This window comes from Priestia sp. FSL R5-0597, assembly GCF_038006305.1.
GTDB classification, from domain to species: domain Bacteria; phylum Bacillota; class Bacilli; order Bacillales; family Bacillaceae_H; genus Priestia; species Priestia zanthoxyli.
On sequence record NZ_JBBOUZ010000001.1, the window covers coordinates 3,898,802 to 3,911,061 of the forward strand.

Sequence of the window (12,260 nt, forward strand, 5' to 3'; positions counted from 1 at the left end):
CCTTTGATGAGATTCAATTATGGTTAGTGTATGTGAATTTAAAAATTAAAAACCTCCAACATATAAGTTGGAGGTTTTTAGTCATGTTTCATTATTTTTTAAAACGATAAGGTACCGTTGTAACGATTACGTTTTTACGGTAAAGCAAATGTGCTTTTAACAGCAGACTGGACTGATTATGAAGGATGTTTTGCCAGCTTTTTTTCGTGATGAACTGCGGAATAACAACCGTAATAGCCATATTATTTTCCCGGGCTTTTTCTTCAGCCATATCGATGAATCGAAACAGCGGACGCACAAGACTGCGGTATTGAGAGTGAAACGTAACAATACGAATATCAGGCTGCCACTTTTCCCACTTCTCTTCCATTCTCTTTTCGCTTTCTCGGTCAAAAGCAACGTGCACCGCAATAACGGTATCACCAATCGTTCTTGCATAGTTCAATGAATTTTCCACTACCTTTGTCATTCCTGCTACAGGAACAATGACCACACTTCCTTCAAGCTTTCCAATCTTTTCTCCTTGCTTAATACGAAGCTGCTCTCCTACTGCTTCATAATGCGTATGAATGCGATGAAAAATATAAACGATAACCGGTAAGAAAACGAGCACGGACCATACTTGTGAAAACTTCGTTGTAAACAAAATGATTAGCACCGTTAAGGTAATGAGGGCACCAATTAAGTTAATGGTTAGCTTTCCTTGCCAGCCGGCCGGCTTTTCTCTAAGCCATTTGACAATCATGCCTGTTTGAGAAAGCGTAAATGGAATGAACACTCCAACTGCATAAAGAGGAATTAATTGTTCCGTCGCTCCTTTAAAGGCGACAAGTAAGACAATAGAAGCAATTCCAAGAATCACAATTCCATTTGAATAGCCTAGTCGATCGCCGCGAATTTGAAACATTCTTGGCATGTATTTATCAGACGATAAGTTTACGGCAAGCAAAGGGAAAGCTGAAAAACCCGTATTCGCTGCTAGCACTAAAATCAGAGCTGTGGTGCCTTGAATAAAATAATAAAACCCATTTCGTCCAAATACACTCGATGCAATTTGTGATACAACCGTTTCATCTGCTTTTGGAGAAATGCCAAGCCAATAAGCTAAAAACGTGATGCCAGAAAATAAAACGGCTAAAATACCGCCCATCAGCATTAATGTATGAACAGCATTTTTTGCACCTGGATCTTTAAAGTTAGGCACTGCATTCGAAATAGCTTCTACACCAGTCAATGCCGAACAGCCTGATGAAAAAGCTTTTAATAATAAAAACAAACTAATACCTGGCACCACGGTACCGAGAGATGTATGAAGCTCAGGTGAAACTTGACCTGTCACTATTTTGAAGAAGCCCACCGCTATTAACAAAATAAGAGCAATCACAAATAAATAAACCGGATAAGCTAAGACAGAAGCGGATTCTGTTACACCTCGTAAATTTAAAACCGTAATAAAAATCACCAGCAAACACGCAATTACTACGTTATAGTGATGCAGCGTTGGAAAAGCCGAAGTTAAAGCATCGGTTCCTGCTGAAACACTCACGGCAACTGTTAAAATATAATCTACTAACAGTGATCCCCCAGCGATAAGTCCAGGATTTTCTCCTAAATTGGTTTTCGAAACAATATAAGCTCCTCCGCCTTGCGGATACGCATAAATAATTTGACGATATGAAAGAATTAAAGCCGTCAGCAGCACCAATACCCCAATCGCAATTGGAATCGAATACCAATAGGCAAGCACGCCCACTGTTGCAAGGACAATCAAAATCTGTTCTGTTCCATAAGCCACTGAAGATAAGGCATCTGATGATAAAATAGCCAGCGCTTTAAGCTTACTAAGCTTTTGATCGCCTAACTCTTTTGTTTTGAGCGGCTTTCCAATCAATAATCTCTTGAGAACTGAATAGTTCACGTAATTTCCCTCCGATGATTGCTTAGCTACTATTCACTGTTCGTTGCTAAGCTCCGTTACAAGTTCATGAATAAGTGATATTATCCCTAAAAAATACCTTTTTATGTTAAAAAAGCGCACAAAAAAAACACTAAGGGTTCTCAGCGTTTTTACACAGCTTAAACCTCCTCTCCAAAACGCTTATGGGGTTAGCTGTCGGATTCGGGCTATGAGAGTAGCCCTACCTTTTAAAAAAGGATTCACCCCAAGTGACAATGCACAAATTTGGGTCCCCCACTTCTGACGAATTAAGCGATAACAGGTCAATATAATTTTCGGTTAAAGGGTATGATTGATAACAAGTTTCTTTCATAACTATCCTTTGTTCTTAGATAATATACTCCCGTACAAATGGTTTGTAAAGCATTATTTTACGTAAACGATAAAATAGTGCTTAAGGCGCTTTTAAGGGGAAAACAAAAGGCCTTCTGCCTGCTTACAGAAGACCTGCTTTCTTTAACTTTTTGCTTTTAAAACGGCTGCTAGCTTGTTTTTCGTTTGAGGACCATAAATGCCATCTACATCATAAGGAAGATACACAAGCTGAAAACGTCTGACTGCATCTTTCGTTTGTACTCCATATATTCCGTCTACTGACCCTACTTTAAAATTAACCGCGTTTAATGCTCTTTGAATCTGTTTCACTGCTTCTCCAGAATCTCCTTGTTTTAAAATTCCATTGGGAAGTGGATATTGTTCAGAAGGTGGTGTTGGAGTAGGTGTTGGTGAAGTTCCTGAAGGAATAACAATTGTTTTTCCAACCTGTAGTGTTAAAGGATCAGAAAGCCCTGTATTCGCTTCTTGAAGCGCTTGTACTGTTATGCCGTACTTCTGTGCAATACTGTACAGCGTATCTCCTTGCTTAATTGTATACGTTTTTTCACCTGGTTCAGAAGGTGATGGATTTGGTGTCGGTGTTGGAGATGGAGATGGATTTGGAACTGCACGACGAGGTAAATTTAAATATACGGCAATTCCTTTTGCATACGATTCACCCATGCTTTTTAAAAAAGCTTCATTTTGAAGAAGTGCTGCATCGGCGCTCCTATCAATAAAAGCTATTTCAGTTAGTACTGCAGGCATATTTGTTAAGCGAAGCACCGCATAATTGGCCGATTTTCGTCCACGATTCGGATGATTATACGACAGCAGCGTTGGCTGTACTTGCCCGTGCACAATCGATTGAAACGTTTTACTAGCATTGCTAGCGCTTCTATAAACATAATCTTCGTATCCTGTTCCTCCACCGGCATTTACGTGAATAGACATAAATGCATCTGCTCCCCACGAATTAGCTTGAGAAGCGCGCTGAGATAACGATAAAAAAGTATCTGTGGTACGGGTGGTTTTAATCGTAAAGTCACTGTAAGTGCTATTTAAATAGCTTATTAAATATTGTTGAATTTTTAACACTAAGTTTTTTTCATACAGTCCATTCGCTCCAACTGCTCCTGCATCTGCCCCACCATGTCCTGCATCAAGATAAATTTTTTTCATATTACTTGTCCCTCCTTATTGTTAACATATGCATGAGGGAAAAAAGTGCTACGTATACTAGCCTACTTAGTGAAAAATTACTAAAAAAGGAGATTGAGACATAACGAAATCACTTCAAACTCAAAACGAACAAATGGGATAAATGCGCTAGTATGGATGGCTTGTTACATCGCTGTTGAATTCCGTGCAAGGCTTCGCTTTCCGCGGGGGGGCTGGTGAGCCTCCTCGTCGCGTGCGTTACTGCGGAGTCTCACCTATTCCGCTTTTCCCGCAGGAGTCTTCGCCTGCCCTCCAATCAACTTCTAGAAGCAACTAAATAGATGAAATCTACGTTCATCCTACCAATAAAAAAATCCGCACAATTCATCGTGCGGTTCCCTCCTCCTAACATACTTTTGGTCCAGATTCTATTCTGGTTGATTAAATAGATCAGGAGGGTCTATTATTTATAACGTTAGGACCTATTTAAAAAGCAGAACGCCTACAACAATGAGAATAATCCAAATTGGAATGCTTATCAATATCCCTATCACTAAACCTTTAAAGAAATTTCCTTCTTTCATTTTTATTACATTCCTCTCCAACAGTATTTTCTAACGATACTATGATTGGCTGAAAACTCTCTGAAGTTATACTGAAATACAGTGCAGAGTGAACACATAAACAATCTCACTATCTGTTATACACTACTTTTACTTATAGATTCAATGAGACAAAAAGCTCATCCTTTTTGATTCATGTAAACAAATTCTTTCTTGTATGTAACAAAACAATAAAAAAGCTCCCTGTAAATTATACGACAGGCAGCTTTTTTATAAACAAGCTATATTATTCAATTTACGTATGTAGAATGTTATTTATTCATTGTGAAAAACAAAAAAGTCGGAGAGAACGTACAAACGATCTCTCCGACTTTTAAAAATTAATATTGGCTCATGTATTGGTCACGTTCCCAAGGATGAACTTGTGTACGGAACATATCCCACTCGATTTCTTTCGCTTCAACGAAGTGCTCTGCTAAGTGTTCACCTAATGCAGAAACCATCACTTCGTTTGATTGGAAGCTATCTAAAGCTTGAGCTAATGTTGCAGGTAAATCTACGATACCTTCTTCAACACGCTCTTCTTTTGTCATTACATAGATATTACGATCGATAGGTTTTGGAGCTTCAAGATTGTTCTTGATTCCATCTAAACCAGCTTTTAATAGAACAGCCATTGCTAAATATGGGTTAGCAGCCGGGTCTACGCTACGTACTTCAACACGAGTTCCTACGCCGCGAGAAGCTGGGATACGGATTAATGGGCTACGGTTGCGAGCAGACCATGCAACATAACAAGGAGCCTCATATCCAGGTACTAGACGCTTATAAGAGTTTACAGTAGGATTTGTTACTGCTGTAAAGCTGTGTGCGTGCTTGATGATACCTGCGATAAATTGACGAGCAGTATCACTTAGCTCTAGATTACCGTTCTCATCATAAAATGCGTTTTGGCCATCTTTGAATAATGAAACGTTACAGTGCATACCTGAACCGTTCACACCAAATAATGGTTTTGGCATAAATGTAGCATGTAAGCCATGTTTACGTGCAATTGTTTTTACAACAAGTTTGAACGTTTGGATATCATCACAAGCTTTTAATGCAGCAGCATATTTGAAGTCGATCTCGTGTTGTCCAGGAGCTACCTCATGGTGAGATGCTTCAATTTCAAAGCCCATTTCTTCAAGCTCTAATACGATGTCACGACGGCAGTTTTCACCAAGGTCAGTTGGCGCTAAGTCGAAGTAGCCACCTTTATCATTTAATTCTAATGTAGGTTCGCCTTTTTCGTCTAATTTGAATAAGAAGAACTCTGGCTCAGGTCCAAGGTTAAAATCAGTAAATCCTAACTCTTCCATCTCTTTTAACACACGTTTTAAGTTATTACGTGGATCGCCATCAAACGGAGTTCTATCTGCATTGTAGATGTCACAAATAAAACGTGCTACTTTACCTTTTTCAGATGTCCAAGGGAAAATAACAAATGTATCAATATCCGGGAATAGGTACATATCTGATTCTTCAATACGTACAAACCCTTCAATAGAAGAACCGTCAAACATCATTTTGTTGTCTAACGCTTTTTCTAATTGACTTACTGGAATTTCAACGTTTTTAATTGTTCCTAAAATGTCAGTGAACTGAAGACGAATATATTTTACATTCTCTTCTTGAACTTTGCGGAAAATATCTTCTTTTGTGTACTTTGCCATCGTGTGATCCTCCCCTAAATCTCTATATAATATTTATAATCTATACCCCTCATATACGAACGGCATAAATATTGATAACTTTATTAATGAAAGAACCTGGACATATCTCCTTGATTTAAAGTTGCTCGATTAAAACGGCCTGCTTGCATAAGTTCTGCACGAAGCATTTTTCGCAACTCATCGTCCGTTAATTCTGGCTTTGCTGTTTCTGCCACAACTTTTTCTTCTTGCTTATGCCCTTTTTGCTCCTTTTGAAGATGAAACAGCTGTTTTACACCTGCTAAGTTTACACCTTGTTCGATTAGATCGCGGATTTCAAGCAGCTTATCAACATCGTTAAATGAGAATAGTCGTCGATTTCCTTCTGTTCTTACCGGTGCAACTAATTCATGTTCTTCATAGTAGCGAATTTGGCGAGCAGACAACTCAGTTAACTGCATCACAATTCCAATCGGGAAAAGTGGCGTATTTCTTCGAATGTTGTCACTCATTTCAGTTCCTCCTTTGGATTAACTATTTACATTGTATGCTATGTTAGTTCACCTGTCAACCGAATGTTAGTAATTCTAACATAAATTTTTCTGAACATTTTTTCTATACAAATAAATAGCACTTCGTTTATTTTTATAGCTTATTTTTTTCCTTGTTAACGGGGAGAAATAATCTTTCTATCTTATAAAAGTTCTTTTGTCAGTAATTGATCTACCGCCATGCATATTGCTACTTTTACATGAGCATACGTTAATCCGCCCTGCACGTAAGCGACATAAGGCGGCCTGATAGGACCATCTGCCGTAAGCTCGAGGCTCGCTCCTTGTATAAACGTTCCTGCTGCCATAATCACATCATCTTCATACCCTGGCATATAAGCAGGATACGCCGTTACGTGTGAATTAATTGGCGAAGCGAATTGAATTGCCTGACAAAAAGCCACCATTTTATCGCGGTCATCAAACTGAACGGATTGAATTAAATCTGTTCGTTCACTGTCCCACTTCGGTTCACTTTGCATACCAAGCTCTTCAAACATAGCGGATGAGAAAACCGCTCCTTTTAAGGCTTGACCTACTACGTGCGGCGCCAAGAAGAACCCTTGATACATTTCTTGCAAGCTATACAGCGTCGCTCCAGCTTCTGCACCGATTCCAGGAGTTGTCATTCGGTATGAACAAGCTTCCACTAGGTCTTTTCGTCCTGCAATATAGCCACCGATTTTAGCGAGACCTCCACCAGGGTTCTTAATAAGCGACCCCGCCATCAAATCCGCTCCTACATGCGTTGGCTCGATTGTTTCTACAAATTCACCGTAGCAGTTGTCAACAAATACAACAACGTCAGGCTTAATGCTCTTTACAAACGAAATCATTTCTTTTATTTGAGCGACTGTAAAAGAAGGACGAATGCCGTACCCTTTTGAACGCTGAATGCCTATCATCTTTGTATGCTCATGAATAGACGCTTTCACTTCTTCAAAATCCACTTGACCTTCCTCAGTTAAATCTACTGATTTATAGCTAATGTTATATTCTTTTAAAGAACCTACACCGCTTCCTCGTATGCCAACGATTTCTTCAAGCGTGTCATAAGGCTTTCCGGTTATATATAATAGTTCATCTCCAGGACGCAGTACACCAAACAGCGAAATGCCGATTGCATGCGTGCCTGAAATAATTTGCGGACGCACTAGACATGCTTCTGTTCCAAAAACGTCCGCATATACTTTCTCCAACGTATCGCGGCCTAGATCGTCGTAGCCATACCCCGTTGTTGGATTAAAATGTGAATCACTCACTCGGTTTTGCTGAAAGCTTTGCAGCACTCGAAATTGATTTGCTTCAATACGCTCGTCAATTTTCTCATGTACGGGCTTAATCTGCTTTTCTACTTTTGCAGCAAGTTCCCGAATGCGTGCCCCGTTTTTTAACTGATCAAACATCATTTCTTTGTTCCTCAACTTTCTTCAAGCGTTTGTAGCTTTTTGTAAAGGGGATGCTCTTTTGCAATATACCCTTTGCACTGATACTTCTCAGTTTCTTCATTGAACTTTAACGACTCAAGAATAGAGACCGTTTTTAGTTCAGCGAGCATTTTTCCTTCATAAGCCGGCAGCAGCACATGAAAAAACGCCATTTCTTTTTTCATTTCTTCTTGAATTCTTTCCCCAAGCTTCACTAAATCCGTAGCTTTAAAAGCGCTCATTGATAACGATGTTGAAGCGGATGGGACAAATAGTTCATGCTGCATATCTTCTTTATTGTAAACTGTTAGCATCGGAATGTCCGTTACGTTCAGCTCTTCTAGTAAGCGATGCACTGTTTTTTCGTGGTTGTTGTAATCTGGATTAGATGAATCTACCACGTGCAGAACAAGGTCAGCTTCGGTTACTTCTTCAAGTGTTGAACGGAAGGCGGCTACTAACGTTGTTGGAAGATCTTGAATAAATCCAACCGTATCCGTTAACAGCGCCGTTAATCCTGACGGAAGCGTATACTGTCTTGTCGTTGGATCAAGAGTTGCAAACAGCTGATTTTCTTCAAAAATACCAGCTTCTGTTAAGCGGTTAAAGATCGTCGATTTACCAGCGTTCGTATAGCCCACAATTGCAATTTGATAGACATGATTACGCTTACGTCTTTCTCGATAACGTTCGCGGTGACTTACCACTGTCTTTAACTGACGCTTAATTTCATCAATTTTACGGCGAATATGTCTGCGGTCACTTTCAAGTTTCGTTTCACCAGGACCTCTTGTTCCAATTCCGCCTCCAAGACGCGACAAAGCGGTACCTTGTCCTACTAACCTAGGCAGCAGATAATTTAATTGAGCAAGTTCCACCTGCATTTTTCCTTCTCGCGTTTGAGCACGCTGTGCGAAGATATCCAAAATCAGCTGCGTGCGGTCAATAACACGCGCAGATAACCCTGCTGACAAATTGCGGATTTGACTCGGTGACAATTCATCATTAAATACAATTAAATCAGGCTCTAACTCTTCTTCAAGAGCCACAAGTTCTTCTACTTTCCCTTTTCCAATATAAGTAGCTGGATGAATGCGATCGCGCTTTTGCGTTAACCTTACCAGCACTTCGCCTTTTGCAGTCTCAGTTAAAGATGCTAGCTCATCCATTGAATATTCAAAACGTTCGTCATCGTCATGAAGCTGACATCCGACTAAAATTACGCGTTCAAGTTCAGTATTCATTTCTGCTGTCAAAGATTTTTCCTTCCCTTACTATTAAATTGACAAATCATTCATATCATATCAAAAAAATGTCCATTTCTCCATCTTTGCAAAAGAGACAGAATACATTGTCTTTTACTAGTTTAACACCCTTTTTAAAATCTATAAAACGATGATTAAAAAAACATTGAAATATCACGAAATTCTGTATACAATTTGAATTGGTTTACTTATCGAAATTTGAATCAGGCTGCCTGATTTTAAAATAATAGTCGCTACTTGGTGAAAACAGAATAAAGGGGATAGCATCATGACTTGGGACGTACTTAGCATTATTGGAACGATTGCTTTTGCAATCAGCGGAGCTTTCATTGCCATGGAAGAGGAATATGATATTTTAGGCGTTTACATACTCGGAATCGTAACGGCTTTTGGCGGAGGAGCCATTCGAAACCTGCTTATCGGTGTACCGGTGTCTGCCCTTTGGGAACAAGGACTCTTTTTTCAAATTGCTTTATTATCTATCACTGCCACTTTTTTATTTCCAAACAATATCTTAAAACATTGGAAGCGATGGGGAAATTTTTCGGACGCCATTGGCCTTGCAGCATTCGCGATTCAAGGAGCGCTTTATGCCACTCATATGAACCATCCGCTTAGCGCGGTTATTGTAGCTGCGGTCTTAACAGGAAGCGGCGGGGGGATTATCCGAGATTTATTAGCACGCCGAAAGCCTACTGTTCTTAAAGATGAAATTTATGCCGTATGGGCGATTATCGCAGGATTTAGCGTAGGGCTCCATATTACAAACACGCCTGTAGAACTTTATACGTTATTTATCTTGCTTGTAGGCCTTCGGATGTGTTCATACATTTACAAATGGCGCCTGCCGATTAAAACGATTCGACAACCAAATATGTAGAAAAAAGCCTTTCATGACGAAAGGCTTTTTTTCACAGCTGAATATCGCTTGACGTTAAAGTTAAAAGCTCGTTGCGTTCAAAGCTTTCTTCTTCTAAAAGCCTCATGGATTGAGTACGTATGGAACGTTCAATAATGTTTCGCACATATCGACCGTTACTAAAATCCCTAGGCGTCTGATTGTACTTCACGTCCATAAAATGATCTTTTAGCTTTTTATAGGCCTCTGTACTAAACTGATACTGCCTGTCATTCATCATGTGACCCGCAATGTCCATCAGTTCATTAACATCATAATCCGGAAAATCAAAAATAAACGGAAACCTAGAGCGCAGTCCTGGATTAAGACTTAAGAAATTTTCCATTTCTCTTGGATAACCAGCTAAAATCAATACAAACTTATCATTTGAATCTTCCATATGTTTGACCAATGTATCAATCGCTTCTTTTCCAAAATCTTTTTCTCCCCCTCTTGCAAGAGAATAAGCCTCATCGATAAATAAAATACCTCCAAGCGCTTTTTTTACAAGATCTCTCGTTTTCTGAGCGGTATGACCAATGTATTCTCCAACTAAATCTGCACGCTCTGCTTCAATTAAATGTCCTTTAGACAAGATGTTCATATTCAAAAATAATTTACCCAGCAGGCGGGCTACCGTCGTTTTCCCTGTTCCTGGATTTCCTTTAAACATCATATGCAGCGCCTGCTTTCCCGCTTTTAAGCCCTGTTCCTCTCTTTTTTTGTTAATATATAGCCACGCATATATTTCTTTTATCATTTTTTTCAATTCTTCCATTCCAACCAGTCCGCTCATTTCTCGTTCAATTTCCCGAAGCGGCTCATGATTTATCACAGCTTTTTTGGCAGGACGCGGAATTGATGTCGTATACGATTTTTCCTTTTTTGTTTCATTATTTAAAATGATATTAATTTGCCCATTATTTTTAAGAGTTATCGGCTGTTCCACCATGTTCACCTCTCGTTTCATCCCACTTCTCTGTATCGCATAGCTGCATGCGATGAACGATACGAAGACAATGATCTCTTATTACCGAAGAAATAATCGTCTATTATAAGGTTTATGTTCAATGAGTAAAAACAATGTTAAGAAACTTTTCTAAGCCTTTATTTACATAAAAAAAGCATCCGAATATGCGGATGCTTCTCTTTAATCTCTATTCAAGTTCTACTGTAATATTTTTATTTGGTACAAATGTCGAAATCGCATGTTTATAAATCAGCTGCTGTTTTCCTTCAGATTCAATTAGCACAGTAAAATTATCAAATCCTTTAATTAGTCCTCTTAATTGAAAACCATTTAAAAGAAATACCGTCACATAGATATTTTCTTTACGTAATTGATTTAAAAATTGATCTTGAATATTAACTGATTGTTTCATTATTCGGCCTCCTCGTTTCTCTATCTGTTTACTTAATTCGCTTCTTTCTTCAGCTTTCCTGCAATATATGTAAAAATTTCAGCAAACTTTTCGGGAAATTTGTCAACTTCCATCTCTATCCATTTTACAGGCATTTTATTTCGAAACCATGTTAACTGACGCTTTGCATATCTGCGTGAATTTTGTTTCAACTGTTCAACGGCTTCTTCGAGCGTACAGCGTCCCTCAAAATAAGCATAAAGCTCTTTGTAGCCGATAGCTTGAATTGATTGTACATCATGCAGACCACTTTCGTACAATGATTTGACTTCCTCAAGCAGTCCAGCCTGCATCATCATATCGACTCGGTGATTAATTCTCTCATATAATACGTCGCGATCCATTGTAAGTCCAATAATGGTTACATCGTATAATAACTCTTGCGACTGTTCTTTTGTATAGTCACTGAATTTTTTGCCGGTTACTTCATAAACTTCAAGCGCTCGAATTACACGGCGATGGTTATTTTTATGAATAGCAGCCGCACTGTCTGGGTCAATTTCTTTGAGCTTCTCATACAGGGGATCAATGCCATGAGCTTTAATAAATACTTCCATTCGTTCACGAACTTTTTCATCACTAGGCGTTTCTGTGAACTGATAATCATAAATAACGGATTGAATATAAAGACCCGTCCCTCCAACAATCATCGGCATTTTTCCTCTAGCATGAATATCATCGATTTGTTTTCTTACAATCTCTTGAAATTCTGCCACAGAAAACGATTCATCCGGCTCCTTAATATCGATCAGGTAATGGGGAACACCCTGCATCTCTTCTTCTGACACCTTTGCTGTTCCGATATCCATCCCTTTATAAATTTGCATCGAATCACCTGAAATAATTTCTCCGTCTAACTGTTTGGCAAGTTCAATGCTTAATTTTGTTTTACCAACCGCAGTTGGTCCAATAATGACAATAAGTTTTGGTTTCTCTCCCGTCATAACAACACTACTTTCATCTATAGGCATTCACATCATTCCATTTTATCCAAATGGCTATGATTTA

The 12,260-nt window shown here is 39.0% G+C and carries 10 protein-coding genes and 1 riboswitch; of the genes, 1 reads left to right on the plus strand and 9 read right to left on the minus strand.

From position 1 onward, the window contains the following. Positions 1 to 91 precede the first annotated feature (91 nt). The 6 genes from MKX72_RS20690 to hflX all read right to left on the minus strand — a co-directional run bounded on the left by MKX72_RS20690 (position 92) and on the right by hflX (position 8,924). Positions 92 to 1,918 (minus strand): APC family permease, encoded by a 1,827-nt coding sequence (locus MKX72_RS20690; protein WP_155007679.1) that lies wholly within the window; start codon positions 1,916 to 1,918, stop codon positions 92 to 94. A 162-nt stretch (positions 1,919 to 2,080) separates the two neighbouring features. Continuing rightward, a riboswitch (cyclic di-AMP (ydaO/yuaA leader) is annotated at positions 2,081 to 2,222 on the minus strand. A gap of 191 nt (positions 2,223 to 2,413) precedes the next feature. Then, positions 2,414 to 3,454 carry an N-acetylmuramoyl-L-alanine amidase gene (locus tag MKX72_RS20695; RefSeq protein WP_155007678.1) on the minus strand — a complete coding sequence of 347 codons (1,041 nt, stop codon included), beginning with the start codon at positions 3,452 to 3,454 and terminating at the stop codon, positions 2,414 to 2,416. Positions 3,455 to 4,376: 922 nt separating this feature from the next. Continuing rightward, positions 4,377 to 5,711 (minus strand): type I glutamate--ammonia ligase, encoded by a 1,335-nt coding sequence (gene glnA, locus MKX72_RS20700; RefSeq protein WP_013084732.1) that lies wholly within the window; start codon positions 5,709 to 5,711, stop codon positions 4,377 to 4,379. A gap of 83 nt (positions 5,712 to 5,794) precedes the next feature. Then, complete coding sequence (locus tag MKX72_RS20705) at positions 5,795 to 6,202, minus strand: MerR family transcriptional regulator (protein WP_014458504.1); 408 nt, start codon at positions 6,200 to 6,202, stop codon at positions 5,795 to 5,797. A gap of 182 nt (positions 6,203 to 6,384) precedes the next feature. Beyond that, a complete protein-coding gene (locus tag MKX72_RS20710; RefSeq protein ID WP_033579808.1) occupies positions 6,385 to 7,647 on the minus strand; it encodes a methionine gamma-lyase family protein in 1,263 nt (420 codons plus the stop codon). Positions 7,648 to 7,661: 14 nt separating this feature from the next. Further along, complete coding sequence (gene hflX / locus MKX72_RS20715; RefSeq protein ID WP_016765352.1) at positions 7,662 to 8,924, minus strand: GTPase HflX; 1,263 nt, start codon at positions 8,922 to 8,924, stop codon at positions 7,662 to 7,664. A 277-nt stretch (positions 8,925 to 9,201) separates the two neighbouring features. Between hflX and MKX72_RS20720 the strand changes: the two genes are divergently transcribed. Next, on the plus strand, positions 9,202 to 9,813 hold the full coding sequence (locus MKX72_RS20720) for a trimeric intracellular cation channel family protein (protein WP_013058789.1): 612 nt from the start codon (positions 9,202 to 9,204) through the stop codon (positions 9,811 to 9,813). A 31-nt stretch (positions 9,814 to 9,844) separates the two neighbouring features. Here MKX72_RS20720 and spoVK read toward each other — a convergent pair whose 3' ends face one another. From spoVK to miaA, 3 genes are all read right to left on the minus strand, one after another. Then, a complete protein-coding gene (gene spoVK / locus MKX72_RS20725; protein ID WP_223546698.1) occupies positions 9,845 to 10,783 on the minus strand; it encodes a stage V sporulation protein K in 939 nt (312 codons plus the stop codon). A gap of 205 nt (positions 10,784 to 10,988) precedes the next feature. Then, positions 10,989 to 11,213, minus strand: a complete 225-nt coding sequence (gene hfq, locus MKX72_RS20730; RefSeq protein WP_013058791.1) for an RNA chaperone Hfq — start codon at positions 11,211 to 11,213, stop codon at positions 10,989 to 10,991. A 32-nt stretch (positions 11,214 to 11,245) separates the two neighbouring features. Next, complete coding sequence (gene miaA / locus MKX72_RS20735; protein ID WP_048019986.1) at positions 11,246 to 12,196, minus strand: tRNA (adenosine(37)-N6)-dimethylallyltransferase MiaA; 951 nt, start codon at positions 12,194 to 12,196, stop codon at positions 11,246 to 11,248. Between the last annotated feature and the right edge of the window lie 64 nt (positions 12,197 to 12,260).

Excerpts from the sequence above, each read along its gene's own strand:
- MKX72_RS20695 (WP_155007678.1), bottom strand. The coding sequence starts at position 3,454 with ATGAAAAAAATTTATCTTGATGCAGGACATGGTGGGGCAGATGCAGGA.
- glnA (WP_013084732.1), bottom strand. The coding sequence starts at position 5,711 with ATGGCAAAGTACACAAAAGAAGATATTTTCCGCAAAGTTCAAGAAGAG.
- MKX72_RS20705 (WP_014458504.1), bottom strand. The coding sequence starts at position 6,202 with ATGAGTGACAACATTCGAAGAAATACGCCACTTTTCCCGATTGGAATT.
- MKX72_RS20710 (WP_033579808.1), bottom strand. The coding sequence starts at position 7,647 with ATGTTTGATCAGTTAAAAAACGGGGCACGCATTCGGGAACTTGCTGCA.
- MKX72_RS20720 (WP_013058789.1), top strand. The coding sequence starts at position 9,202 with ATGACTTGGGACGTACTTAGCATTATTGGAACGATTGCTTTTGCAATC.
- spoVK (WP_223546698.1), bottom strand. The coding sequence starts at position 10,783 with ATGGTGGAACAGCCGATAACTCTTAAAAATAATGGGCAAATTAATATC.
- hfq (WP_013058791.1), bottom strand. The coding sequence starts at position 11,213 with ATGAAACAATCAGTTAATATTCAAGATCAATTTTTAAATCAATTACGT.
- miaA (WP_048019986.1), bottom strand. The coding sequence starts at position 12,196 with ATGACGGGAGAGAAACCAAAACTTATTGTCATTATTGGACCAACTGCG.